The organism is Streptomyces sp. NBC_00016 (assembly GCF_045040885.1).
GTDB lineage: Bacteria > Actinomycetota > Actinomycetes > Streptomycetales > Streptomycetaceae > Streptomyces > Streptomyces coriariae.
This window is the reverse complement of the sequence record NZ_CP108304.1, coordinates 9,112,135-9,136,631: the sequence shown is the minus strand read 5'-3', so window position 1 is coordinate 9,136,631 and position 24,497 is coordinate 9,112,135. Positions and strand designations below refer to the sequence as shown.

Genomic DNA, 24,497 nt, shown 5'->3' with positions numbered 1-24,497 from the left:
CCGACGTGCTTCGAGCGCCGGACACTTCGCCGGCCTCCCCGGCCGGCAGGACACCGCCCAGGGCCCGGCGCCACCTTGCCGCTGAGGACATCCAGGATCGGGTGAACGTGCCCGGCATAGCGTTCACTTCCGATTCATTGCAACGAGCTCGAGATGTTTGTTGCATTAACGCTGAAGCCATTGCAACGATTTCATCGCCATGAACTGGCATTATGTAGAATCTGCGCGATTAATTCGTTGCTCGCCACGTGAATGCAACGTAGCGTTTCCACAACAAGAAACAGCGAGCCGGCGGCCCCGCAAGTCGAGAGGCGCGCGTTTCGCGAAGGGGCGATTCCAGGGGGCGGATCATGGAGACAGCACAGGGCCTACGGCAGGCATCACCCGGCGCCATCAGTTCCTTCGCCCGCTTCGTACTCTGTGGCGGCGGAGTAGGGGTCGCTTCCAGCTTCGCCGTGGCAGCCCTCGGCTCCTGGATTCCCTGGATCCTGGCCAACGCCCTGATCACCGTGGCCTCCACGCTCCTCGCCACCGAGCTGCACGCCCGCTTCACCTTCGGTACCGGCGGGCGCGCGACCTGGCGCCAGCATGCGCAGTCGGCCGGGTCCGCGGCAGCCGCCTACGCGGTGACCTGCGTGGCGATGCTCATCCTGCAGCAGCTGGTGGCGGCACCCGGCGCGGTGCTCGAGCAGGCCGTCTACCTGTCCGCCTCCGCACTCGCCGGTGCCGCACGGTTCGCGGTGCTGCGACTCGTCGTCTTCGCACGCAACCGCTCGCAGGCCGCGGCCACCGGACGCACCGCGCATCCCCTGCACGCGCCGGTGGTCCGCGCCGCGGCACCCATCGATCCGGCGGTGCTCTGCCGCACCGCCTGACCGTTCCGCCGGGTGGCATGCCGCGCCGGGCCGGCGTGCTCCCCGGACCCGTACGGACGACACCGCCGCCCGGGTCCAGGAAGACCCGGGCGGCGGTGTCGAGCGGTCTGCGGTCGGAGAGTGAACCGGTCGGAAAGTGAACTCAGGGTGTGGACCGACCGGTCAGGGTGTGGACCGACCGGCTCAAGGCGTGAGCTGCCAGCGCTGGATGTAGCCCACGTCGATCGACGCGCGGTCCTGGACCCTCAACTTCCAGGTGCCGGTGAGCGGCTGGGCCGAGGCGTCGACGGTGAAGGTCTGGTCGACGTTGTCGGCGGAGCCGCCGGTGCGGTTGAGGAGCGAGTAGACGGTGCCGTCGGGGCCCACGAGGTCGACGGTCAGGTCACCGCGGTAGGTGTGGACGATGTTGACGTAGACCGAGGTGGTGGCAGAGGCGTTGCCGTCGCGGCCCGCGATGGTGATCGGGGACTCCACCGCGGCGCCGTTGTCGGGGATGTCGACGCGGGTGGCGGTGGCGTAGATGTACGCGATCCGCCAGGTGAAGGTGTCCGTGACGGACGCGCCCGTGCTGTCGGTGACCGTGAGGGCGACGTCGCTGGTGCCGAGAGCGGTCGGCGTCCCGGAGATCAGGCCGCTCGCGCCGAGGGTCAGGCCGTCCGGCAGGCCGGTGGCCTCATAGGTCAGGCCCGCACCGGTGTTGGTGGTGTAGGCGTCCACCTGAAGGCTGACCGCCTGGCCGACGCCGCTGGTCTGGTCGGCGATCGGGGCGACGTTGACGCCGAGGGCTATGCGGCTGCCGACGTTGATGGCGGCCCAGGCGTCGGCGACGGCGAGGTAGGTGGGGCTGTACGCGCCGAACAGGTCGGCCGACGCCTGGAGGGTGGCGGTGCGGGCGCCCGCGTAGTTGGTGGACGAGGTCATGTACGTCGTCAGCGCCCGGTACCAGATGGCGGCGGCGTTCTCGATGCCGATGCCGGTGACGGCCTGACCGTCGTAGGTCGGGCTGTCGTAGGCGACGCCGTTGACGGTCTTGGCGCCGCTGCCCTCGGAGAGCAGGTAGAAGAAGTGGTTCGCGGGGCCCGACGAGTAGTGGACGTCGACGCTGCCCAGGGTGGAGCTCCAACTGTCGCGGGAGGAGCCGTCCTTGGAGGGCTTGTCCATGTAACGCAGCGGGGTGCCGTTGCCGTTGATGTCGATCTTCTCGCCGACGAGGTAGTCGCCGGGGTCGGCGGCGAGGTTCGAGTGGAACTCGACGGCCGCGGCGAAGATGTCGGAGGTCGCCTCGTTGAGACCGCCGGACTCGCCCGAGTAGGTCAGGTTGGCGGTGGCGGCGGTGACGCCGTGACTCATCTCGTGGGCGGCCACGTCGAGCGAGGTCAACGGGTGCGTGTTGCCCGAGCCGTCGCCGTAGGTCATGCAGAAGCAGCTGTCCTGCCAGAAGGCGTTGACGTAGTTGCTGCCGTAGTGGGCCCGGCTGTAGGCGGCGACGCCGTCGTTGCGGATGCCGTTGCGGCCGTAGACGTCCTTGTAGTAGTCCCAGGTGGCGGCGGCGCCGAAGGCCACGTCGACACCGGCGGTCTGGCGGTTGGACGGCAGGCCGGTGCCCCAGACATCGTTGTCGTCCGTGAAGAGGGTGCCGGTTCCGGAGGTGCCCTGGTTCAGGTCGTACGTCTTGTGCCCGGCGCGGTCGCCGTCGGTGAGCTGGTACGTCGATCCCGACAGTGTGCTGCCGACGGGAACCGTGCCGACGTACTGGCCGGTGCCGGTGCCGGTGTGCACCTTCTCGGCGGCGAGGATCTGCTTGCCCGTGGCCGCGTCGGTGACCACCTGGAGTTCGCTGGGCGTGCCGTCCTGCTGGACGCCTTCGACGACCGTCTCCCAGGCCAGTACGGGCTTGGCCGCGCCGGCCCAGACGACGAGACGGGGCGCGCGCTCGGTCGCGGTGCCGGTCACGTCGGCGCTCTTCGCGGCCGCGAGAGCCTTGCCGGTGGCGTTGGTCGCGGAGAGCTTCGGGCTGAGGGACGGCAGCGCGAGCGTGGCTCCGCTCGCCCTGGACACGGTGGTCCGGCCGCTCTTGAGGTGGACGACCAGGTCACCGCCGAGGACGGGCAGTCCGGCGTAGGTGCGCTCGTAGCGGGTGTGCGTGGTGCCGTCGGCGTCCTGGACGACGTCCCTGACGACGAGCTTCTCCTGCGCGCCGAGGGCGAGCCGCTGGGCCGTGGTGCCGGCCGTGGTCTGCGCGCTCTTGATCAGCGAGGCCCGGCGGGCCGGAGACAGGGTGGCCGCCGCCGCGCCGGCGCGAGGCGTGGCGGTGATCTTGGCGGGGCCGGGGTCGGCGGGCGCCGCGCCGGCGGTACCGGCGGGGGCTCCCAGAGCGAGCAGGGTCCCGATGGTCGTCAGCGCGAGGGCGGTGGCGCGTCTGCGCCGGAGGATGGGGTGGTGTCGCCGGGGCAACGGGTTCTCCTTCTGTGCGACGGTCGGCCGGTGGTGGGGGCCGAGGTGGGGCGGAACGGCGGGATGGGGCCGGTCCGGAGCGCTGCACGGCAGGCGGGTGGAAGGAGGTGGGGGGTGAGTGGGATGCCCCGCATGATGCGGGTGTGAAGGAATGGTGAACTTCGGCAGCAGCGTGGCACTGCGTGCACAGGTTTGTCATGGGAATGCCAAAACAACGGCTGGAAATGACCATGTCCTGCTGGGGATCCGCCCTGCTCGGCGCACGTTTTCAGCCGCGAGAGCGGCCCCCGTTCCCGAAAGGGTGAATACGGGGATCCCCACGGCGTGTCGCGGCACTCCGGGCAGCACCCTGCGAGTTCAGGCGGCGACGGGAGTCGGCGGGAGACAGGGGGCGCGGTGGAAGGGCAGCGGCGAGAGCCGGTTTCGTTACGGGAGCGGATGCGCTACCGGTTCGACAACACACTGGCCCGCAGCACCGGCAGGCTGGTCGGGTGGCTGGCCGTGACCTGTCTGGGCATCGTCGTCCCGGCAAGTGCGCTGCTGGTGTGGACGGACCCGTCCTCGCCCCGGTCGCTGTCGGGCCGGCTGACCGCGGTGTGGCGGGTGAGCGCGGAGACCCTGCGGCTGGGCGCGGTGACCGGCGCCCCGCTGCGGATGCTGCTGTCCGTGCTGCTGGGTCTGATGGCCCTGCTGTACGTGTCGACCCTGATCGGCGTGATCACCACCGGCCTCACCGACCGCCTCACCGAACTGCGCCGAGGCCGCTCCACCGTGGTGGAGACGGGCCACTCGGTGGTGCTCGGCTGGTCGGAACAGGTGTTCACGGTGGTCGGCGAGCTGGTCGCGGCCCGCGCCGACCAGCGCTGGAGCGCGGTCGTGGTGCTCGCCGACCGGGACAAGACGGAGATGGAGGAGGCGCTGGCGGCCGTGCTCGGACCCACCGGGACCACGCGGCTGATCTGCCGCAGCGGCTCCACGGCCGACCCCGACGCGCTCGGACTGGTCAGTCCCGGGTCGGCGCACGCGGTGCTCGTGCTGCCCGGCACGGAGGCCGCCGGGGACGCCGAGACGGTACGGACCCTGCTGGCCCTGCGCGCCGTCCTCGGCGAGCACGCGGGCCCGCCCGTCGTCGCCTGCGTACGGGACGAGCGGTACCGGACCGCGGCCCGGCTGGCCGCGGGTCCGCGGGGCATCGTGCTGGAGTCCGACCGGACGGCGGCCGGACTGATCGCGCACTCCGCGCTCCACCCGGGCCTGACGCCGGTACTGCGGGAACTTCTCGACTTCGCGGGCGACGAGTTCTACCTCGCCGCCGCTCCCGAGCTCGTGGGACGTCGTTTCGGCGACGTCCTGCTCGACTGCGCGACGGCCGCGGTGGCCGGGCTGGTGCGGGCCGACGGCACTCCCCTGCTCAGCCCGCCGCCGGAGACCGTCGTCGCGCCGGGAGACCGCCTCGTGGTCGTGGCGCCGGACGAGGCCGGCGCGCGGTGGGAGGACGGCCGGGACCTCGTGGAGCCCTCGGCCCTGGCCGGGCACGGTGCCGGCCCGGTCGAACCGTCGCGTTTCCTGCTGCTGGGCTGGAACCGTCGGGCGCCCCACCTGGTCGACCAGCTGCGCCGCTGCGCTCGGCCGGGCTCGGTCCTGCACGTCGTCACCGACCCGGCGGAGCAGACGCCACCGACACCGCCGCTGCCGGAACCACGCAGGGAAGCCTCGCTCGTCGACGGGCTCACCGTGACCTGCGCGACCGCCGATCCGACCGACCCCTCGTCCCTGCGTGGTCTCGACCCGGGCTCCTACGACCGGATCATCGTGCTCGGGCCGGACACCGGCGACGACGCCGACCGGCCGGACCACCGCACGCTGGTCGTCCTGCTGATCCTGCGATCGCTGGCGCAGGAGACCGGGCACGCCGTGCCGGTGATCGCGGAGCTCGCCGACGAACGCAACCGCGCCCTGGCCCCGCTCGGACCGGGCTCCGAGGCGGTCGTCGGCGGACAGCTGACGGGGCTGCTCATGGCACAGGTCTCGCAGAACGGGCACCTGGCCGGGGTGTTCGAGGAACTGTTCGCCGTCGGCGGCAGCGCGCTGCGGCTGCGCCCGGCACCTCACTATGTGCTTGCGGACCGTCCCGCCTCCTTCGCCACGGTCGTGGCGGCGGCGCGCGACCGGAGCGAGTGCGCGATCGGCTACCGCTGTCACGACACCGCCGCCGCGCCCGCCGACCACGGGGTCCGGCTCAATCCCGCCAAGGCCGGCAGACGGGTCTGGAGCCGCACGGACGAGATCGTCGTGGTCGTACGGGACGGCGCGGCCGAGGGCGGCGCCGGTGAGGCCGGTGGGGCGGAAGGGAGCCAGGCGGCGCGGGTGGACGCCTCCTAGCGCGTCCACCCCGGGTCGTCGCCACGCCTCGCGGGTCTGGGCCGTTCGAGTGGTCCCCTTGCGCTCACCGTCGTAGCGTCGGTAGAGAACTTCATCCGGGCGCGGGCACAGACGGCTCCCGGTTCGTCGGGCGGGAGCGGACATGCGACACACGACGAGAACAGCGGTCATGCTCTGTGCGGCGTTGGGCCTCACGGCGGCCGTCGGCTCGGCCTCGGCCGTGCCGGCCGCGTCGCCGCCCACGGCGCGCGCGGCCGCGGTGCGGCAGGCCACGCCGCCCGTTTTGGTCGACTGCCTCTGGCACGCCAAGGTGCGGCCCGGCGACTTCATCCTCGCGTGCGGCGACGGCAACAGCCGTCTGGTCTCGCTGCACTGGGACAGCTGGGGCTCGAACTCGGCGCGGGCCACCGGGGTCAACGTCGTCAACGACTGCGATCCGTACTGCGCGGCGGGCGCCTTCCACCCGTACGCCGTCGTCGTGAAGCTGGACCGGCCGCAGCCGTGGAAGAAGAACCCGCAGGTGCAGCACTACAGCCGGATCACCCTCACCTACCTCGGGGACAGGCCGGAGCAGTTCGGGCGAGTGGTGACGTACCCGCTCTGGAACTGAGCCCGACGCACGCCCCTGCGTCCCGACGTCTCGTGTCGACGCCCGTGTGTCCTACCCACCTGCCATGATCGAGGCATGACACGGATACGGCCACGGCGGCGGCTCGGCGCCCCGGTTCTGCTCGCCCTGCTCGCCTTCACCGCCGGATGCGCCGATCCGTCGAGCGACCCACGGGCGGCCGGCTCGACCGCTTCCTCGCCCTCCGCCTCGGCGAAGGGCTTCTGCCCGCCGCCCGAGGACACCCTGGCGTCACCGTCTCCGTGCATCAGCTACGGCTGGGACCAGCGGGTCGCCGAGAACCACGCCTATCGTGAGGCCCAGCCCATCACCGCCGGGCAGCGGCAGGAAGCGCAACCCCGGGCGACGGCGCTGGCCGCCGCGCTCCAGGAACTCGCGGCCAAGGGGACCACCCTGGACGGGCTGCGGACGGCCGCCGCCGAGGCGCTCGGCCTGGAGGCGCGGCAGATCGAGGTGCAGGGCGACTTCCTGGTCCCCCTGCACGACATGCTCGTAGGGGGCGGCGAGGGCCGGGTGTGCGTCAACGGGGCCGTCGACAGCAGCGGTCACGCGACGGCGGAGGTCGTCGGGCGCACGGTCGAGGGGACGTGTCTGCCCGGGCGGGGCGGGCATTGACGCACGGCGGCCCGGCGCCCGTCAGTCCATCAGGCCGGCCGCGACCGTCGCGCCCAGTTCCCAGCAGGCCGCCACGTCCGCCTTGTCGGGTTCCCCGGTGACGGTGACCGGCTCGGCCGCGCGTCGCCAGCCCAGGCCCGTGGTGATGGTCTCGATGCCGCGCACCGCGCCGGTGACGTCGTTGCCGCCGTGCACGTAGTAACCGAAGGGCCGGCCGCGGGTGGTGTCGAGGCAGGGGTAGTACACCTGGTCGAAGAAGTGCTTGAGCGCACCGGACATATAGCCGAGGTTGGCCGGCGTGCCCAGCAGGTAGGCGTCGGCGGCCAGGACGTCGGAGGCGGTCGCGGCGAGGGCGGCCCGGCGTTCGACGCGGACGCCCTCGATCTCCGGTGCCGTCGCGCCCGAGACGACCGCTTCGAACAGCGCCTGGCAGTTGGGCGAGGGGGTGTGATGGACGATCAGCAAAGTGGCCACGGCACGGAACCCTGCCCGCTCCCCCGGCCCGGCCGCAAGCGACGCCGCGGCCGGACAGGGGCCGGGACCCGTATCTGACGCGCGTCGGCGCTCACGTCGGCCCTCACCCCGGATCGGGCACCGGCGTGACGGTCTCGGGTGTGCCGTCCGGGAAGCGGACCTCCAGGGTGCCGTCGGAGACGAGGACCGCGCCCGCTCCGGTCCGCACGTCCGCCGCGACGAGCGGGTCGGCGGTGAGGACCACCAGCGTCGCCAGCAACTGCGCGCCGCCCGGGTGCGGTGCGGTGAGGACTGGAACGGCCGAGTGGTCGCCATAGGCGTTGTGGCCCCGGGCCCGGGCCACCTCGGCGGTGCCGTCGTCCCAGCCGAACAGGCCGACGAGGGCCGAGGTGAGACCGTCGGCGCGGCGGGCCACCGCCCAGGCCTCACCCGTCAGCGCGAGGGGCGGGACGTCGTCGCAGGCCACCGCCCAGCCGCCGGCCCGTACGGGCGTGCCGGCGGGGGCCTCGACGCGGTGCACGCGGATCTCCCACGGCCCGCGCACCACGCTCGCGGTGGTGATGCGCAGGCGCTCGTCCCCGTCCGGGCCGAGCGGGGTGTGCCAGGACGCCGCGCGCCGGCCCTCCGCGTACAGCGGGTGGATGCGGCCGCGACGGGACGGGCCCGTGGGGGCCAGCAGCGCGAGGCGGTTGTCAGGGCCGGGTGGTTCGCCGGGGGGCGGGATCTCGGGGGCCGTCGCGGTGGAGTAGGCGAAGCCCGTGTAGTGCGGGCTGTCGTCGGACGCGGCGGGCGGCGGCGGGAGCCGGTCGGTGCCGTGGTTGACCAGGCGGACGATCCCGTCGGCGGCTGTGGAGTGCAGCAGCCACCCCGGCGCGGGCAGGGCCAGCTGCCGGTCGGCGGTGTCGACGGGGCCCGCTTCCTCGGGTGCCGTCCACACCGGGTGGTCGGCGGGCAGCAGCAGACCGAGGAAGGCCTTGCTCGCCCAGTACGGGGAGGCGGGGCCCGAGTACGGCTGGGTGACGGGCAGGTGGGGCCGGTACCAGCCGAGGCTCAACAAGCCTTTCTCGTCGGGCACTTGGCGGTCGGTGAAGTGCTTCAGAGCACCCGAGGCGAGGCGTCGGGTGCGGCCGGGGGGCAGCGGGGTGGCGTCGGCGAGGACGCCCGCCCACAGCGGGGCGGCGGTGGCGTAGCGGTAGATGAGGGAGCGGCCCTGGTGGACGGGGGCCCCGTCGGAGCCGAAGAAGTACTGGTGGCTGTCGAGGAACTCGCGCAGGCGGGCGCGGTGCGTGGCGACGCGGGCGGGATCCGCGCGGTGGCCGGCGACGCGGGCCCAGAGGACGGGGTAGAGGTGCAGGGCCCAGGCGTTGTAGTAGTCGAACTTGCGGCCGTCGCCGTCGGTGTACCAGCCGTCGCCCCGGTACCAGTCGTCGAGGCGGTCCAGTCCCCCGTCGATCTCGGCGCGGTCGTACGGCCCGCCGACGGAGGCGAGGAACTCCTCGGTGATGACCTGGAACAGCCGCCAGTTGGAGTCGTTGGCGGTGGCGCCGACGAAACCGCCCAGCCAGGCGACCGCCATCTCCCTAGTCCTGTCGGGCAGTCGGTCCCAGATCCAGGGACGGGTCTCGTGCAGGGCGAGGGCGACGGAGGCGGCCTCGACCATGGGCTGGCTCCGGTCGGTGATGGGCGGCCAGTGCTCCGGATGGCGGGGGTCGACACCGGCGGCGAGACCGGTCGCGTAGCGCTCGATCAGCGTGGGGCCGACGTCTCCGCCCGAGCCCGCGATCCGGAAGGCGGCCAGCAGGAACGAGCGGGCGTACCCTTCCAGGCCGTCCGACCAGGCACCGGAGTGGCCGGTGCGGCCGGGCAGCCGGTACTGGGCGAGGCCGGGACCGGCGTACGGGCGGAGCGCGGCGAGCAGCCGGTCGGCGGCGGCCTCCCAGTGGGCCCGGGTGTAGCCGGTGTACGGGGACAGAGTGGGGTCGGGGGGCGGCAGACGGCCGGCGTCGGCCGACAGGTGCGGCGCGGTCATACGGGGGCGGTTCCTTAGGTCGGTCGGTGGGCGCGCCCGGGTGGAGGCGCGGCGACGCTGTCGCGTACGACGATGTGGGTGCCGAGCAGATGGCGGGTGGCGGCAGCCTGTTCGGGGTCGCGCAGGGCGATGCGCACGGCGGCGCGGCCGAGTTCCTCGGCGGGGGTGCGCACGGTGGTGAGGGGTGGGTGGAAGTCCTCGGCGAGCGGGATGTCGTTGTAGCCGACGACGGAGATGTCGTCGGGGACCCGCAGTCCGGCCTCGGCGATGGCGCGCAGCGCGCCGGCCGCGACCATGTCGTCCCCGGCGAAGACGGCCGTGAACTCCGTTCGTTCCTTGAGGAGTTCGGTCATCGCGCGAAGCCCGGCGGCCCGGCCCAGCCCGCAGTCGACGACCTGGGCGGCCTCCGGCGGGAGCCCGTGCCCGGCGAGGGCCGCGCGGTAGCCGCGCACCCGGGCGTCCAGGGCGGTGTTGCCGGGCAGTCCGCCGAGGAAGACGATCCTGCGGTGGCCGGCCGAGAGCAGGTGCCCGGTGATGGCGCGCGCCCCGGCCTCGTTGTCGAACTCGACGACGAGCGCGGGGATGTCGGGGTCGGGGGCGGGCCGGCCGCACAGCACCAGGCGGGCCCCGGCGGAGGCGAGGGCCTGCGCGTAGTGCGCGACGCGCTCACGGTAGGCGTCGTCCTCGACGACCCCGCCGACCAGGATGACCAGCCGGGCGCCCTCCTCCCGCATGAGCTGCACGAACTCCAGTTCGCGCTGCGGGTCCCCGCCGGTGGTCCCGACCAGGCAGAGCCAGCCGTGGGTGGCGGCCTCCGCCTCGACGCCCTCGGCGACCTGGGCGTAGAACGGGCTGGTGACCTGGCGCAGGACGACGGCGACCGTCTTGCGGCCGCCGCCGACGAGGGCACGGGCGTGGGCGTTGGCGACGTAGTCGAGGGCGCGGGCGGCGCGCAGCACCCGGGTGCGGGTGGCCTGCGGGACCGGGTAGTTGCCGCTGAGCACGCGGGAGACCGTCGCCACGGACACGCCCGCGCGTTCGGCCACCTCGCGGATGGTCACCCGTCCCTGTGCCGTCATGTCGTACCCCGTTCCCCTCGCCCGTGTCCGTTGCGCCGCTGCCGCCGACTCAGGTGTTGGCGTCGTACTCCTCGGCGTACTCAGCGGCCATTCTGTCGCCGCCCCGGGAGCGCCACTTCCGCACCGCCTCGTCGTACTCCGACATCGGGGCACGGCCGGCGACGACGGCGGTGACCGTGTCGTCCATCAGGGCTTTGAGCGTGGCGCCCTGGGAGGTGTCGGTCGGGGACTTCAGGCCGAAGGAGGCATTGCGGATCGCGACCGGTACGACCGTCCGCTGCCAGGTGTGCAGCGCGCGTACGGCGTCGGGCAGGCCCGGCAGGAACAGCACCTGAGGGCCCTCGGCCAGGTAGCGGAACGGCAGGTTGGAGACGTTCTCCACCTCGCCGAGCTTCGTCGCCCGCGGGGAGCCGTCCTTGCCCCGGGTGAAGTGGACGCCCTCCAGGCCGTAGTGGACGAGTTCCCATTCCTTCGTGCCGAACGGCGCGGCCAGGTGGTCGAGCAGGCGCAGCAGCATCCGGACGCGTTCCTTCCCGGCCTTCTTGAGGATCGTGTAGCCGAAGGAGCGGCGGGCGGCGACGATGCCGCCCGGGGTGCCGTCGACGCCGTACGGCAGGGCCGGCACCGGGGTCAGCAGTCCCTCGGCGTCGGGGTAGCGGGTCTGGTAGGCGCCGAATCCGTCCTGGAGGGCGGCGACGGTGCCGTTGAGGAAGAGGGTGCCGAGGTCCACCTGGGACATCGAGGTGGCGTCGGGATGGTAGGACCCGTTCTTGCGCAGCTGGGCCTGGAAGGCGACGGCGGCCTTGTGGCGGTCGTCGCCGTAGTGGGGACGGAAGGTGCCGTTCGTGTCGACGGCCCAGCCGTTCGGGGCGTGGTGGGCGGCGGCGTGCACGGCGTTGCCGAAGAGGGAGCCCACGGAGGCGCCGAGCGCGTACCGCTTGCCGTGGGTGGCCCTGCGGGCGACGGCGGCGAAGTCCGTGGAGGCCCAGCCGTCTCGCATGCCGGCCTCGGTGAACAGGCCCTGGTTGAGCCAGAGGGTCGAGCCGGGCAGCGGGCGTTCGAGGGGGATGCCGTAGAGCCGTCCGCCGATGCGGCCCATGTCGCGCCAGGCGTGGGTGGGGATGCCCGCCAGGTTGGGGTAGTCCCGGACCGCCGCGCCGGAGAGATACGGCGTGAGGTCCTCGGCCCTGCGCTGTACGAACTGGGCCTCGCGCGGCAGGGTGACATTGGTGAAGACGTTGATGATGTCGGGCAGTGAGTCGGGGTCGCCGGCCATGACGGTGGCCATCTTCTTCTGGTAGTCGGCCTGCGGGACCACCGTGAACTCGATCGTGACGCCGAGGGCCTTCTCGACGGCCCGCCAGTACTGGTTCTGGTCCGCCGCCTTGGGCGGGGTGCCGAAGGTGACGGTCAGGACCTTCACGGTGGTGCCGTCGCCGGGGGTACGGGCGACCGAGGTGACGAGGGAGGAGGGGTAGGACGTGAAGCCCGCCTGGACACCCGCCTCGGTGGGCGCGAGGTCGGGCCGGGGGCCGGCGGGAGCGGCGTAGGCGGGCCAGGGGGCGAGTTCCTTGCCCGCGTTGGAGACGCCCTTGTCGTCCGAGCCCGTGGTGGAACAGGCGGTGAGCAGACCGGGGACGGCGACGGCGGCGCCACCCGCGGCCACGGATCGCAGCAGCGTACGTCGGGACATGCCGGACATGACGAATGACCTTTCTGCGGGGCGAGGTGCGGGTCGGCTCTTGCGGTGGGGGGTCGGTTCTTGCGGTGGGGGGGTCGGCTCTTGCGGTGGGGGGGTCGGCTCTTGCGGTGGGGTCGGTTCTTGCGGTGGGGGTCGGTTCTCGAAGTGCGGGGTCAGCTCTTGACGGCGCCGGTGAGCACGCCCTTGGTGAAGTACTTCTGGAGGAAGGGATAGACGAGCAGGATCGGCACGGTGGCGATCACCAGCACGGCCATCTGGATCGTCTGCGGCGCGTTGACCGTGGCCTCGCCGGTGGTGGTGTCGGTGAGGCCGGAGCCGGCCACGACATAGGTGCGCAGCACCTGTTGCACCGGCCAGTGGTCGCTCTCGAGGTACAGCGAGGCGTAGAACCAGGAATTCCAGTACGCCACCGCGTAGAACAGTCCGACCACGGCGAGTGCCGCCTTCGACAGCGGCAGCACGATGGACCACAGGGCTCGCCAGTCCCCGGCGCCGTCGAGGCGGGCCGCCTCGTACAGCTCCTCGGGGATGCCCTGGAAGAACCCGCGCAGCACGACCAGGTTGAAGACGTTGACCAGCACCGGCAGGACCAGGGAGCCGTAACTGCCCAGCAGGTCCAGCTCCTTGACCAGCAGGAAGCCCGGGATCATGCCCGGCGGGAAGAGGAAGGTGAAAAGGATCAGCAGCAGGACCGGGCGGCCGCCGAACACACCGGGGCGGGAGAGGGCGTAGGCGAGGGTGACCGTGCACAGAAGGCTCAGCGCGGTGCCGACGAGCGTGACGCCGGCGCTGACGGCGAGGGCGTGGGTGACGATGCCGCCGTCGAGGATGTCCCGGTACGCCTCCAGGGTGGGGTGCTCGGGCCACAGCACCCAGCCGCCGTTCGCCACGACCTCGCGCGGGGCGGCGAGCGAGGTCGACACGATGACGAGGAAGGGCACGCAGACCAGCAGGACGACCGCGGCGAGGGCGACGGCCTTGGCGGCCTGGGTGGCGGGCCGCGGCTTCTCCATCCAGCCGGGGCGGACGTGGGTGCTCACCGGTAGACCCCCTGTTCGCCGAGACGGTGGGCGACCCGGTTGGCCGCGTACACGAGCAGGGCGCCGACCAGGCCCTTGAACAGGCCCGCGGCGGCGGCGAATCCGTAGTCGCCGCCGACGATGCCCCGGTAGTAGACGAAGGTGTCGATGACCTCGGCCGTCTGCGGGCCGACGGCGTCGCGCTGGAGCAGCATCTGCTCGAAGCCGACGGAGAGGATGTCGCCGAGCCGCATGATGAGCAGCAGCACGATCACCGGCCGGATCGCCGGCAGGGTGATGTGCCAGAAGCGCCGCCAGGGCCCGGCGCCGTCGATCGCGGCGGCCTCGTAACTCTGCTCGTCGACCTGGGAGAGCGCGGCGAGGAAGATGATGGTGCCCCAGCCGGCGTCCTTCCAGATCACCTGCGCGACGACGAGCGGGCGGAAGGCGTCGGGGTTGCCGACGATGTCGACGGTGTGCAGGCCCGCGTCGCCGAGGTAGCCGTTCACCATGCCCGTGTCGCCCAGGACCTGTTGGAACAGGGCGACGACGATCACCCATGAGACGAAGTGCGGCAGATAGGCCACGGACTGCACGAAGCGGCGGACCGTGCTCCAGGTGAGGGTGTGCAGGAGCAGCGCGAGACCGAGCGGGACGGGGAAGTAGAAGACGAGTTGGAGGACGGCGATCCAGAGGGTGTTGAGAACGGCGTCCCAGAACTCGGCGTCCTCGAACATCCGCCGGAAGTTGCCCAGGCCGACCCATGGGCTGCCCCAGAGCCCGTCGAACGGCACGTACTCCTTGAAGGCGATGACGTTGCCGGCGAGCGCGCCGTAGTGGAACACGAGGAAGTAGGCGAGCCCCGGCAGCATGAGCAGGAACAGCGTCCTGCCGTGTGTTCTCTGAAAACGTTTCCGCTCTTTCCGGCGCCGGAACGGGCGACGGGACGCACTGTTCTCTTCCGACTTACTGGGGTTCTCACGCAGCAACGTCGCCACGGAGTCTCCTCCCCTCAAGGGTCGAGTGAAGTGAAGTTAAAACGTTTTCAGAACGCGGTCAACACTTCTGACACAGGCGGCCGGCCGCGCCCCGACGGGGGCGAACCCGGGGCATGGCACCCTGACATGACGGGTACTCAGGGACAGGAGTGCTCGGGGACATGACACACACGGACATGACACACAGGGGAGGGAACGGTGCTCACTCGGAGTTCGGTGATGGTGTGCGCGGCCGCGGCGCTGGCGTTGGCCGGCTGCTCGTCCGGGGACGACGGGAAGGCGGCGGAGCCGACGGACGAGACCGTCGTCACGGCGACCGTCTCCGACGCCCCACCGTCACCCGCCTCACCTTCCGCCTCGCCCTCCGGCTCCGCTTCCTCCGACGCCGCCGCCTCGCCCTCCGCGTCGGTTCCGGCGTCGGCGAGCCCGTCGCCGGTACCCGTCACCGGCCCGGACCAGAAGCTGGTGACCATGACCGTCAGCGGCGGCTTCGCCGGGGTGAACCGGCAGGTGGTCCTCCGGGGCGACGGCACGGTCCGGACCACCGACAGTGGCGAGTCCGCGGTGCGCCGCACCACCGCGGCACAGTTCACGACGCTGCGGACGCTGCTCGGAGATCCGGCGCTCGACGATGTCCCCGCGTTCGCGATCGACATGGGGTCGGCGGACAAGTTCCAGTACACGCTTCAGTTCGACGGCCGTACGGTCATGACGGACCGCTCCACCGACGCACCCGCGCTGGACCGTCTCATCGGCGCCCTGGAGAAGTGGCTGCCCACGAACTGAGACCGACTCCCGGTCAGGCGTCGTCAGGCGCGCCGACTGCCGTGCGCACGGTGCCGATCATCAGCGCGATGGGCACACGTTCGCGTGAGCGTCGCCGATCCGCTCAACTCCCGTACACGCACGTTCAAAAGGGTTCAGGGAACTTGCCGATCCGAAGTTCCTCGGGCCAGTCCCGAAGCGCGTCACTCCGTCGGGGGACACGCTCCGTACGTTCGAGGAACCAGCGGGGCCGGAGGAGCCCGGGCCCGCACGAGCGGCAGGAGAAGCGCCGTGGCGAATCTGGAGATCTCTATGAAGGAGACGATGACCGCGATCGAGGGGGCGGTGGGGGTCGCCGTCGTGGACTACACGAGCGGCATGGCACTCGGCACACTCGGCGGAGGCAAGGACCTCGATCTGAACGTCGCCGCGGCCGGCAACACCGATGTGATCCGCGCCAAGGTCCGCACCATGGAACACCTGGGGCTGAAGGGTGAGATCGAGGACATCCTGATCACGCTCGCCAGCCAGTACCACCTCATCCGGCTGCTCAAGGGCCGTGGCGGGAGCGGGCTGTTCCTCTATCTCGTCCTGGACCGCGGCCGGTCCAACCTGGCCATGGCCCGTCACCAGCTCAAGCGGATCGAGGCCGAGCTCGAGGTGTAGGCGACCGGACGGCCGCGGCTTCGCACACCCTCGAATTGAAGATTTCTTCATCTCGACACATCCAGATCAGCGCATCACACGGGTGTGCGGAGCCCGCAGCCACCAGGATCGTGACGCAGCACGTGGCGCGCGGCGGCGTACGGCCGGCCGGGCGGGCCGCCGCGCCATCGCGCACCACGCACCGTACGCGGCAGGGAGCGAGCGATCGATCATGCAGGTTCCCCTCTACCAGGCCAAGGCCGAGTTCTTCCGCATGCTCGGGCACCCGGTCCGCATCAGGGTCCTCGAACTGCTCCAGGGCGGCCCCGTCGCCGTACGGGACCTGCTCACCGAGATCGAGATCGAACCGTCCAGCCTGTCCCAGCAGTTGGCGGTGTTGCGCCGCGCGGGGATCGTGGTGTCGATCCGGGAGGGCTCGACGGTCAGCTACGCGCTCGCGGGCGGCGACGTGGCCGAGCTGCTGCGGGCCGCCCGCCGCATCCTCACCGAACTCCTCGCGGGACAGAACGAGTTGCTGGCGGAGCTGCGCCAGGCCGATCTGCCGCTGCCGGTTCCGCAGGGCGGCACCGGACGGCCGTGATGGGGGAACAACGGGGTCAGGAGAGGGACAGGAAGAACGGGACCGGGACGGGGGCGGGGGCGGGGGCGGGGGCAGCGGGCCGGTTTCAGGTTTCCTTCAGGTACCTCCTGAAGTTTGGGGCCCATGCACGGACACCGACCACGTACCCCCGCATCCGAACACAGCCGTCGCTGGTTCATGAACAAGGCGCTGCTCGCCGGCGGTGTCGCCGCGATGGCGACCATGACCGGCTGTTCCTCCGGCTCCTCCGACACCGCGAGCGCCGCCTCGTCCTCCGGCGGCCCGGGCGGTATGCCCTCCGGGGGACCCGGCGGCGGCGCCGGCGGAATGGGCCCCGGAGCGAGCGAGGTCAAGTACGCGGACTTCGTCGGTGTCACCACCGACGGCAAGGTCGCGGACGACCTGTACTCGATCCACGCGACGGACGTCTCCACCGACAAGGTCGTCAAGGCCGCCCAGGCGTTCCTGGACGGGCTGAGCACGAAGGAGCGCAAGGCCTCCGTCTTCGAGGTGGACGACGACGAGTGGCTGGCCTGGAGCAACGTCGACGGCTATCAGCGTGAGGGCGCCCGGATGGGCGACCTGACCGACAAGCAGCGCGACCTCGGCTACGCGCTGCTCGGGGTCGCGCTGTCCGCCGAGGGACTCACCCAGACCCGCAACATCATGAAGCTCAACGCGTTCCTGGGCGACTACAGCGGCGGCAACCGGGACACGCTCACCGAGGGCGCCTACTTCTTCACCTTCATGGGCACCCCGTCGACCACCGCGCCGTGGGGCTTCCAGTACGAGGGCCACCACGTGGCCATCAACTACTTCGTGCTCGGGGACCAGGTGGTCATGACGCCCACCTTCATGGGCTCCGAGCCGACCTCGGCCACCTATGACGGCGAGAAGATCACCCTCTTCAAGAAGGAGACGACGGCCGGCCTCACCCTGCTGCGGTCGCTCACGGACGCCCAGCGCAAGAAGGCGATCTCCTCGGAGACCAAGGCCGGGGACAACCTGAAGGCCGGCGCCGGCCAGGACAACCTCAAGCTCGCCTACCAGGGCCTCGTCGCCTCCGGGTTCACCGCCGCCCAGAAGAGCGCTCTGCTGGATCTGGTGCGCGTCTACGTCGGCAACATGGACGACGGGCACGCCGAGGTGAAGATGAAGGAGGTGGAGGAGCACCTCGACGACACGTACTTCTACTGGATCGGCGAGACCAAGGACTCCTCGGCCTTCTACTACCGCGTGCACAGCCCGGTCGTCCTCATCGAGTACGACGCCCAGTCGCCGCTCGCCTACGGCAACAAGGACAGCAACGGTGGCGGCGGCATGGGCGGACCGGGCGGAACCCCGACCCAGCAGCACATCCACACCATCATCCGCACCCCCAACGGCGGCGACTACGGCGTGGACCTGCTCAAGCTGCACCTGGAGAACGACCACTAGGGTCCGGCCGGGCGGCGCGGGTCCGAACAGCGGCTCGGGTCTCGAACGAAACACACCAAAACGCCACGGTCCGCCACCCCTTCCGCCATGTAGAAATATCTACGAGCATGCATATGCCCGCTCGGCATGCGGCCGGGGGTGGACGTCACACGGAGCCGATATGAGCGATGCGATGTGGACGCGCGGCGTGGAATGGCTCGCCGCCGCCGCGACGGACCCGCGGCTGTGCAAGCGGGAATGGGACCAGGGCGACGGGATCGCCCTGCTGGAGGCGGGCCGTTACTGGGACGTCCTCAGCGTGCCCGACCGGCTGGGCCTGCTCACCCTGGATCTGCTGTGGCAGGCGTCCCGCCCCGTCCCGGGACCCACACTCGTGGACACCGCGTCGCACCGGGTCGGGTTCTTCCTCCCGCCGGATCCCGGCACCCGGTGGATCGGCGCGGGGCTGAGACGTGCGGGCCGCGGCTCCTGGGTGGCGGTTCCCCCGCCCTACCGGGCCGCCCGGTTCTTGGAGTGGCTGGTCCCGCCGGACGGGACCGGCATGCTGCACGCGCCGGCCACGCTGGAACTGGCCCTGCGACAGGCCAACGGCACGCTGGCCGTGCTGACCCCGATGTGCGGCCGGTAGCGCGTCACGGGCGGAACGTGCCGTCCTCGTCGCGGCGGAGGCGGCGGGCCGAGGCCGAGGGCGAGGGCACCCACTGCAGGTCCGAGCGGGCGGGCACGGTCCGCCCGTGGGCCCGCCACTCCGCGACGAGCCGGGCGTAGATCGGCACCCGGCACCCGGGCCGGTCCGCCCACAGAGCGGCGCGGAGGAGGCCGGACGGGCAGTCGGCTCGGGGCTGTACGGGCGCAGGTCGGTCCATGCCCGGGCAAACGGGGAGGGGCGCGCCGGTGGTACGCGCGGGCACCGCGCGCTCACCGGCACGGGTGAGCGCGACCCCCGTTCGGAGGCCTGCCCCCGTCCGTTCGGAGGACCACCCCCGTCCGATCGTAGGACCGGCCCGACCGGCTCTCCCGCCGCGTGACGCGACACCGGCACCCCACAAGCGCATTGCGGTGCAAGTAGTGTCCCGATGGGACACAAGTCTCATCGGGACTCATGTCCCGTCTCGTCGCCCTGCACCCGGCCGGCTCGGCGGGCCCGCCGAGCCGGCCGCGCTGATCGTCTTCCTGCTGTCGGACCGGGCCTCGTTCGTGGCCGGCAGCCATCACCTGGTCGACGACGACTACACGGCCGTCCAACTCCCTTGTCGCGTACGGCAATCCAGACAGTCGACGCAGAAGTGAACAGATACCGGGCACTTTGGGAGGCAAGTCTCGCTCAACCGTGCGGGATCGATCGATGACGGTGTGTACTGTGCTGCGAGTGCCCGGTCCGAGCCTCTCGGATCCGCCCCTGCCCTGAGCACCGAGACGACGCCCGACCCCCCTGGAACCGAATCGATGATGGAATTACCGGACCTCGTGGCCGGCGGCCTGGCCGCCGGCACACTGTCCGCGCTCGCCCTCGGCGGCGGGTTGCTGCGACTACGGCGGCAACAGGCCCGGCAGCGAGCCGAGATCGCCACATTGCGCACCCAACTGGAGGGGTCCGTGAGGGCGTTCACGGCGGAGGTCGAGCATCTGGCCGACCGCCGGGTGCCCGCGGCCGCCCGCCAGGTGGCCCATCCGCACGTGGCCGAACCGGGCCCGCTCCAGCCGCTGACCACCGGCACCCCGCTGGGCATCGCCCTGGAGAACGTGGTGCTGGCGCTCCAGTCCGAGGTGGCCGCCCAGCGCACCCGGGTCGACGCGGCCGCACAGGCCGGGATGCGGGGCGCGACCCGGGAGATCCAGGCGGCCCTTTACCGGCTCCAGGACGCGCTGCGCGGACTCCAACAGCGTTATGACGACCCGGAGTTGGCGCAGACCCTGTTCCGGCTGGACCACGAGAACGAGCAGTCGCTGCGCCGCGCGCAGGTCACCGCCGTGGTGTGCGGGGCGTGGGTCGGGCTGGCGCGCGAGGAGTCGCACCTGGTGGACGCGGTGACCGGCGGTCAGGCCCGGCTCGCGGGTTACCACCGGGTCCAGGTCCACAACCACCTCGAGACCGGTACGGCCCTGGTCTCGCACGCCGTCGAGCCGGTGGCCATCATCGTCGCCGAGCTGCTGGACAACGCGCTCCGGCACTCCGCCCCGGACACCGACGTCGTGGTGAGCCTGGAGCACGTCCACCACGGCGTGTGCGTCACCATCGACGACGCGGGTCTCGGCATGACGCGGGACGAACGCGACCGTGCCCAGCGACTGGTGGCCGGCGACGACCTGATCCTGCTGACCGACCTGGGCGATCCGCCGCGCATGGGGCTGGCCGCGATCGGCCGTCTCACCCGGCAGTTCGACCTGGGCGTCGATGTCTCCTCGGCCTCCCCGTACGGCGGCGTGCGGGCGGTGCTGCGGGTCGACAGTCATCTCCTCAGCCGTCTCGACCCGGCCGACCGGCCGCCGGCCGCGAGCGCGCCGCGCACGACCCGGAAGGCCACGGCCGACCGGCCCGCGCCCTCCCACGCGTACGGCACGGAGTCCGGCGTCCCCGAGGCGGCACCGGGGCATCACGAGCCCTCGGACACCGACGGCCTGCCGCAGCGCCGTCGCCGCACCCCGGCCGCCGCACCCGAGGAGAGCCCGGCCCAAAGACCCGCGCACAGTCCCGCGCGGAGACCGGAGGAGGCCGCCGCCGCGCTCGGCGCGCTCCAGTCCGGCACGGCGGCGGCCCGCGCCGCCGCCGAGAACGCCGGACCGGACGGCCACCGGGACACCCCGGCCGACCGGACCGGCGAGACCGACCACACGGACCACACCGACATCGACATCGACATCGAGGGGGAAGCGGCGAGATGACCAGCCGTAATACGGGCGACACGGCATGGGTGCTGGAACCGATCCTGCAGGTGCCGCACGTGCTGGCCGCCGTCATGCTGACCCGGGACGGACTGGTGACGGGCTACACCGACGCCCTGTCGCAGCCGTCGGCCGAGCGGGTGGCCGCCATCACCAGCACCGTGCAGGGGGCCTGCCGGACGGCGGCGGCCGCCTTCGCCGACCGGGAGCGGGCCGAGGTACGCCAGATCGTCATCGAGTCGGACCACGGCTATGTGCTGATCGTGCCGACCGACCACGGCACCTGCGTGGCCGCGTACGGCGACGGCGAGATGCGGCTGGACCTGCTGGCGCACCGGGTCCACTCCCAGGTGGCGCGACTGGGCGAGAAGGCCATGGCGGCCGCGCCCCGAGGAGCCGACGACAACGCGCCGGCATGACCCCGCGCCCGGCCGGCCGTCCCCTCGTCCCCGCGTACCTGTCGACCGGCGGTGTGGCCCGGCCCAGCCGGCCCCACCTGGAGCGGCTGTCGGTGCTCGCCCGCACCGAGGAGCCGCTGCCGCACGGCCTGCCGGCCGCCGAACTGGCCCTGCTGGACACGCTGGCGGGCGGTTCGCTGGCGGTGGTGGAGGCGGCGGCGCTGCTCAGACTGCCGGTCTCCGCGGTACGGGTGCTGGCGGCCGACCTCGTCGACCGGGACCTCGTTCTCGCCCGCGCGCCGATCCCGCCCGCCGAACGGTTCGACCCCGACCTGCTGAAGAGAGTGGCCGATGGCCTCCGCGCCCTCAAACACCACGCCTAGCGCCGGCGCGCCCGGCGCCGTCCACCGCCCCGACACCGCCGCCCGCGCCCTGGTGAAGATCCTGGTCGCGGGGCCGTTCGGGGTGGGCAAGACGACCCTGATCGACTCGGTGTCCGAGATCCGGCCGCTGCACACCGAGGAACACCTCTCCGAGGCGTCCGCCGAGGTGGACGACCTGGCCGGGGTGCGGGAGAAGTCGACGACGACCGTCGCCATCGACTTCGGGCGGATCAGCCTCCCCGGCGATGTCGTGCTGTACCTGTTCGGCACGCCGGGACAGGAGCGCTTCCGCGCGCTGTGGGACGACATCGCCTACGGCGCGCTGGGCGCGCTCGTCCTCGTCGACAGCCGCCGCCTCGACGCGTCCTTCGACGTGCTCGGCCTGGTGGAGGAGAGCGGGCTGCCGTACGCGGTGGCCTTCAACGACTTCCCCGACGCGCCCCGTCACTACGGCGCGGAGCGGCTGCGCCAGGCGCTGGACCTGGAGCCCGGGACACCGATGGTGACCTGCGACGCGCGGGACCGCGACTCCTCGATCGACGCGCTGCTCGCGCTCGTCGACCATCTGATCGGACATGACCCCGTGGAGGCCCGGTGACCATCCATCCCCCGGACCGGCGCGACTTCGCGCGCTCCGCGCCCGTGCGCCTGTGGGACGAGAGCTTCGCGGCCGACCCGCTCCGCCACTACCAGGCACTGCGCAATCAAGGGCCGGTCGGCTGGGGCGAGTTGGCGCCCGGAGTTCCGGCATACGTGGTCACCGACCGGCGCGCGGCGCTGGATGTGCTGCACGACGAGGAGACGTTCTCGCACGACCCGCGCGCGTGGGAGTCGACCGTCCCCGACGACTCTCCGGTGCTCGGCATGATGCGGTGGCGGCCCAACGCCCTGTTCGCCGACGGGGCGGCGCACGTCCGCTACCGCACCACCCTCATCGACGTCTTCGACCTGGTGGAACCGCACGACCTGCGGGGGCGGGTGCACCGGGCGGTGCGGCTGCTGGTGGGCCGGATCGGGCCGAGGGGTGAGGCCGACCTGGTCGGCGACTTCGCCGAGCCGCTGATGGCGCTGGTCTTCAACGACCTGTTCGGCCTGCCGGAGAGCCAGGGCGACCGGTTGCACTCGGGCGTGGGCAAGATGATGGAGGGCGGCGACCGGGCGACCGTGGGCGAGGCGGAGTACGCCCAGTACGTCCTGGACCTCATCGCCGCCAAGACCGAACGGCGCGGCGACGATCTGCCGAGCCGGCTGCTGGACCACCCGGCGGGGCTGACCCGGGAGGAGGTCACCTGGCAGGTGTTCCTCACGCTCGGCGCCGGATACGGGCCGACCGCCAACCTGCTGTCCAACACGCTGTCGAGGATCCTCGGCAACCCGCTCTACTACTCCACCCTCACCGACGGCGCCCGCCCCGTCATGGACGCGGTGGTCGAGGTGCTGCACCACGAGACGCCGCTCGCGAACTACGGCATCTACTACGTCCGCCGGCCCGTCGCCTTCCACGGGGTGTGGCTGCGCGAGGCGGTGCCGGTGGTGGTGTCCTACGGGGCACTCGGGATCCTCGCCGAGCGGGAGGCCACCGAGGGCCGGCATCCCAACGACGCCTCGCATCTGTCGTGGGGAGCGGGAGCGCACGCCTGTCCGGTGAAGCAGCACACGCTGCTGCTGGTCACCGAGGCGATCGAACGGCTCACCCAGTGGCTGCCCGACCTCGATCCCGTCGTGCCCCGCGACCGGCTGACCTGGCGGCCCGGCCCGTTCCACCGTTCGCTGACCGCGCTGCCCGTCCGCTTCAGCCCCCGCTCCCCCGCTTCCGAACCCTCAGGAGTCCGTTCGTGACCGTGACCGACCGCATCGTCCTCGACCCGTTCGGCACCGATGTGCACGCCGAGAGCGCCCGGCTGCGCGCCCTCGGGCCGATCGTGCCCGTGGAGCTGCCCGGCGGCATTCCGGCCTGGGCGCCCACCGGGTACGACACCCTCAAGGCACTGATCCTGGACCCTCGGGTCAGCAAGGACCCGCGGCGGCACTGGCGGCAGTGGGCGGAGCTCGGCGAGCACCCTTCCTGGGGCTGGATCCTGGGCTGGGTCGGTGTGATCAACATGCTCTCCACGTACGGCACCGACCACGCGCGGCTGCGCAAACTGGTGGCGCCGAGCTTCACCCACCGGCGTACCGAGGCGCTGCGCACCCGGGTGGAGGCGATCACCACGGAGCTGCTGGACGCGCTGGAGAAGGGCGACGACACCGTCGACCTCAAGGCCGGCTTCGCGCATCCGCTGCCGATGCAGATCGTCTGTGAACTGTTCGGGGTGCCGGACGATCTGCGGGAGGCCAACGTCCGGCTGGTCGCGGCCATCATGGACACCACCGACCCGACACCGGAGCACGCCGCGTACGTCCAGGAACAGATCGGCACGGTGCTGGGCGGGCTGATCGCGTACAAGCGCGAGCACCCCGGCGACGACATGACGACCGAGCTGATCCGCGTGCGCGACGAGGAGGGCGACCGGCTCGGCGACGAGGAACTGCTGTACACGCTGCTGCTGGTCATCGGCGCCGGTTTCGAGACCACGGTGAACCTCATCGGGAACGCGGCGGTGGCGCTGCTGCGGCGGCCCGAGCAGCTGGCGGCCGTCCGCGCGGGCGAGATCGGCTGGGACGCGGTCGTCGACGAGACGCTGCGGCTGCACCCGCCGATCGCCACGCTGCCGCTGCGGTTCGCCGTCGACGACATCACGGTGGGTGAGGTGACGATCCCGGCCGGGGACGCGATCATCACGACGTACGCGGCGGCGAACGTGGATCCGGCGCACTTCGGGGCGGACGCGGACGTGTTCGACGCGGCACGCGCGGCGGACGACCATCTGGCGTTCGGGATCGGTGTGCACCGGTGCATCGGGGCTCCACTGGCCCGGATGGAGGCGCTGACGGCGCTGCCCGCGCTGTTCGACCGGTTCCCCGGACTGAGCCTGGACACCGGGGCCGCGGAGCTGCGGCAGGTGCCCTCGTTCATCGCGAGCGGCTGGCAGGAGATCCCGGTCCGTCTGCGGGACTGAAGCACGGGGGTGCGACCGGTCCCCCGTTCCGGTCGTACCCCCGCCGCTCCTCGAAACTACGTGTCCGGCGA

At 72.0% G+C, this 24,497-nt stretch carries 23 protein-coding genes and 1 pseudogene; 16 read left to right on the top strand and 8 right to left on the bottom strand.

The genetic code is table 11. The features are described 5' to 3' along the window. Window positions 1-350: 350 nt before the first annotated feature. On the top strand, window positions 351-875 hold the full coding sequence (locus OG933_RS40650; protein ID WP_362535247.1) for a hypothetical protein: 525 nt from the start codon (window positions 351-353) through the stop codon (window positions 873-875). Window positions 876-1,058: 183 nt separating this feature from the next. On the opposite strand, the gene OG933_RS40645 is transcribed toward OG933_RS40650, so the two are convergent. Next, window positions 1,059-3,329, bottom strand: a complete 2,271-nt coding sequence (locus OG933_RS40645; RefSeq protein ID WP_405632122.1) for a M4 family metallopeptidase — start codon at window positions 3,327-3,329, stop codon at window positions 1,059-1,061. Between the two features lie 438 nt (window positions 3,330-3,767). Here OG933_RS40645 and OG933_RS40640 point away from each other — a divergent pair, with 438 nt between their 5' ends. From OG933_RS40640 to OG933_RS40630, 3 genes are all read left to right on the top strand, one after another. Further along, window positions 3,768-5,711: a CASTOR/POLLUX-related putative ion channel gene (locus tag OG933_RS40640; protein ID WP_405632119.1), complete on the top strand. Its 1,944-nt coding sequence runs from the start codon at window positions 3,768-3,770 to the stop codon at window positions 5,709-5,711. Window positions 5,712-5,853: 142 nt separating this feature from the next. Next, a complete protein-coding gene (locus OG933_RS40635) occupies window positions 5,854-6,321 on the top strand; it encodes a hypothetical protein (protein ID WP_314220616.1) in 468 nt (155 codons plus the stop codon). Between the two features lie 75 nt (window positions 6,322-6,396). Continuing rightward, entirely contained in the window at window positions 6,397-6,954 is a 558-nt protein-coding gene (locus OG933_RS40630; protein WP_405632117.1) for a precorrin-3B C(17)-methyltransferase, read from the top strand. Window positions 6,955-6,975: 21 nt separating this feature from the next. Here the strand turns inward: OG933_RS40630 and OG933_RS40625 are convergent, their stop codons facing one another. From OG933_RS40625 to OG933_RS40600, 6 genes are all read right to left on the bottom strand, one after another. Beyond that, window positions 6,976-7,428 (bottom strand): flavodoxin family protein, encoded by a 453-nt coding sequence (locus tag OG933_RS40625; protein ID WP_171395117.1) that lies wholly within the window; start codon window positions 7,426-7,428, stop codon window positions 6,976-6,978. Between the two features lie 103 nt (window positions 7,429-7,531). Next, a complete protein-coding gene (locus OG933_RS40620) occupies window positions 7,532-9,457 on the bottom strand; it encodes a DUF2264 domain-containing protein (protein ID WP_405632114.1) in 1,926 nt (641 codons plus the stop codon). Between the two features lie 14 nt (window positions 9,458-9,471). Then, complete coding sequence (locus tag OG933_RS40615) at window positions 9,472-10,536, bottom strand: LacI family DNA-binding transcriptional regulator (RefSeq protein WP_405632111.1); 1,065 nt, start codon at window positions 10,534-10,536, stop codon at window positions 9,472-9,474. A 49-nt stretch (window positions 10,537-10,585) separates the two neighbouring features. Continuing rightward, on the bottom strand, window positions 10,586-12,238 hold the full coding sequence (locus OG933_RS40610; protein WP_362535264.1) for an extracellular solute-binding protein: 1,653 nt from the start codon (window positions 12,236-12,238) through the stop codon (window positions 10,586-10,588). Window positions 12,239-12,390: 152 nt separating this feature from the next. Next, window positions 12,391-13,278: a carbohydrate ABC transporter permease gene (locus OG933_RS40605; RefSeq protein ID WP_362535267.1), complete on the bottom strand. Its 888-nt coding sequence runs from the start codon at window positions 13,276-13,278 to the stop codon at window positions 12,391-12,393. Further along, window positions 13,275-14,129, bottom strand: coding sequence for an ABC transporter permease subunit (locus OG933_RS40600; protein WP_362535270.1), 855 nt, complete (start codon window positions 14,127-14,129; stop codon window positions 13,275-13,277). Before OG933_RS40600 ends, OG933_RS40605 begins: the two co-directional genes overlap by 4 nt. Before the next feature lie 324 nt (window positions 14,130-14,453). Between OG933_RS40600 and OG933_RS40595 the strand changes: the two genes are divergently transcribed. The 5 genes from OG933_RS40595 to OG933_RS40575 all read left to right on the top strand — a co-directional run bounded on the left by OG933_RS40595 (window position 14,454) and on the right by OG933_RS40575 (window position 18,331). After that, a complete protein-coding gene (locus tag OG933_RS40595; RefSeq protein WP_362535273.1) occupies window positions 14,454-15,041 on the top strand; it encodes a hypothetical protein in 588 nt (195 codons plus the stop codon). Window positions 15,042-15,311: 270 nt separating this feature from the next. After that, window positions 15,312-15,686: a hypothetical protein gene (locus tag OG933_RS40590; RefSeq protein ID WP_028806388.1), complete on the top strand. Its 375-nt coding sequence runs from the start codon at window positions 15,312-15,314 to the stop codon at window positions 15,684-15,686. Between the two features lie 211 nt (window positions 15,687-15,897). After that, window positions 15,898-16,266, top strand: coding sequence for a helix-turn-helix transcriptional regulator (locus OG933_RS40585; RefSeq protein WP_020127091.1), 369 nt, complete (start codon window positions 15,898-15,900; stop codon window positions 16,264-16,266). 177 nt (window positions 16,267-16,443) lie between these two features. Beyond that, complete coding sequence (locus OG933_RS40580) at window positions 16,444-17,703, top strand: DUF3500 domain-containing protein (protein WP_405632104.1); 1,260 nt, start codon at window positions 16,444-16,446, stop codon at window positions 17,701-17,703. 160 nt (window positions 17,704-17,863) lie between these two features. Next, window positions 17,864-18,331 (top strand): hypothetical protein, encoded by a 468-nt coding sequence (locus OG933_RS40575; protein ID WP_362535279.1) that lies wholly within the window; start codon window positions 17,864-17,866, stop codon window positions 18,329-18,331. A gap of 4 nt (window positions 18,332-18,335) precedes the next feature. Here the strand turns inward: OG933_RS40575 and OG933_RS40570 are convergent, their stop codons facing one another. Then, window positions 18,336-18,479 (bottom strand): hypothetical protein, encoded by a 144-nt coding sequence (locus tag OG933_RS40570; RefSeq protein WP_405632101.1) that lies wholly within the window; start codon window positions 18,477-18,479, stop codon window positions 18,336-18,338. A gap of 334 nt (window positions 18,480-18,813) precedes the next feature. Here OG933_RS40570 and OG933_RS40565 point away from each other — a divergent pair. The 7 genes and pseudogenes from OG933_RS40565 to OG933_RS40535 all read left to right on the top strand — a co-directional run. Next, window positions 18,814-18,993, top strand: a pseudogene (locus OG933_RS40565) (hypothetical protein); the annotation flags it as partial. A 156-nt stretch (window positions 18,994-19,149) separates the two neighbouring features. Further along, a complete protein-coding gene (locus OG933_RS40560; RefSeq protein WP_405632100.1) occupies window positions 19,150-20,586 on the top strand; it encodes a sensor histidine kinase in 1,437 nt (478 codons plus the stop codon). Further along, on the top strand, window positions 20,583-21,005 hold the full coding sequence (locus tag OG933_RS40555) for a roadblock/LC7 domain-containing protein (protein WP_054245159.1): 423 nt from the start codon (window positions 20,583-20,585) through the stop codon (window positions 21,003-21,005). The genes OG933_RS40560 and OG933_RS40555 overlap by 4 nt, the downstream gene beginning before the upstream one ends. Then, entirely contained in the window at window positions 21,002-21,367 is a 366-nt protein-coding gene (locus OG933_RS40550) for a DUF742 domain-containing protein (RefSeq protein ID WP_362536558.1), read from the top strand. Before OG933_RS40555 ends, OG933_RS40550 begins: the two co-directional genes overlap by 4 nt. Further along, entirely contained in the window at window positions 21,336-21,965 is a 630-nt protein-coding gene (locus tag OG933_RS40545; protein WP_362536560.1) for an ATP/GTP-binding protein, read from the top strand. Before OG933_RS40550 ends, OG933_RS40545 begins: the two co-directional genes overlap by 32 nt. Continuing rightward, window positions 21,962-23,206 (top strand): cytochrome P450, encoded by a 1,245-nt coding sequence (locus OG933_RS40540; protein WP_362536562.1) that lies wholly within the window; start codon window positions 21,962-21,964, stop codon window positions 23,204-23,206. The genes OG933_RS40545 and OG933_RS40540 overlap by 4 nt, the downstream gene beginning before the upstream one ends. Then, a complete protein-coding gene (locus OG933_RS40535) occupies window positions 23,203-24,426 on the top strand; it encodes a cytochrome P450 (RefSeq protein WP_362536564.1) in 1,224 nt (407 codons plus the stop codon). The genes OG933_RS40540 and OG933_RS40535 overlap by 4 nt, the downstream gene beginning before the upstream one ends. Window positions 24,427-24,497: the final 71 nt, after the last annotated feature.

Excerpts from the sequence above, each read along its gene's own strand:
- OG933_RS40650 (WP_362535247.1), top strand. The coding sequence starts at position 351 with ATGGAGACAGCACAGGGCCTACGGCAGGCATCACCCGGCGCCATCAGT.
- OG933_RS40640 (WP_405632119.1), top strand. The coding sequence starts at position 3,768 with ATGCGCTACCGGTTCGACAACACACTGGCCCGCAGCACCGGCAGGCTG.
- OG933_RS40635 (WP_314220616.1), top strand. The coding sequence starts at position 5,854 with ATGCGACACACGACGAGAACAGCGGTCATGCTCTGTGCGGCGTTGGGC.
- OG933_RS40630 (WP_405632117.1), top strand. The coding sequence starts at position 6,397 with ATGACACGGATACGGCCACGGCGGCGGCTCGGCGCCCCGGTTCTGCTC.
- OG933_RS40620 (WP_405632114.1), bottom strand. The coding sequence starts at position 9,457 with ATGACCGCGCCGCACCTGTCGGCCGACGCCGGCCGTCTGCCGCCCCCC.
- OG933_RS40615 (WP_405632111.1), bottom strand. The coding sequence starts at position 10,536 with ATGACGGCACAGGGACGGGTGACCATCCGCGAGGTGGCCGAACGCGCG.
- OG933_RS40610 (WP_362535264.1), bottom strand. The coding sequence starts at position 12,238 with ATGTCCGGCATGTCCCGACGTACGCTGCTGCGATCCGTGGCCGCGGGT.
- OG933_RS40600 (WP_362535270.1), bottom strand. The coding sequence starts at position 14,129 with ATGCTGCCGGGGCTCGCCTACTTCCTCGTGTTCCACTACGGCGCGCTC.
- OG933_RS40585 (WP_020127091.1), top strand. The coding sequence starts at position 15,898 with ATGCAGGTTCCCCTCTACCAGGCCAAGGCCGAGTTCTTCCGCATGCTC.
- OG933_RS40580 (WP_405632104.1), top strand. The coding sequence starts at position 16,444 with ATGAACAAGGCGCTGCTCGCCGGCGGTGTCGCCGCGATGGCGACCATG.
- OG933_RS40575 (WP_362535279.1), top strand. The coding sequence starts at position 17,864 with ATGAGCGATGCGATGTGGACGCGCGGCGTGGAATGGCTCGCCGCCGCC.
- OG933_RS40560 (WP_405632100.1), top strand. The coding sequence starts at position 19,150 with ATGATGGAATTACCGGACCTCGTGGCCGGCGGCCTGGCCGCCGGCACA.
- OG933_RS40555 (WP_054245159.1), top strand. The coding sequence starts at position 20,583 with ATGACCAGCCGTAATACGGGCGACACGGCATGGGTGCTGGAACCGATC.
- OG933_RS40550 (WP_362536558.1), top strand. The coding sequence starts at position 21,002 with ATGACCCCGCGCCCGGCCGGCCGTCCCCTCGTCCCCGCGTACCTGTCG.
- OG933_RS40545 (WP_362536560.1), top strand. The coding sequence starts at position 21,336 with ATGGCCTCCGCGCCCTCAAACACCACGCCTAGCGCCGGCGCGCCCGGC.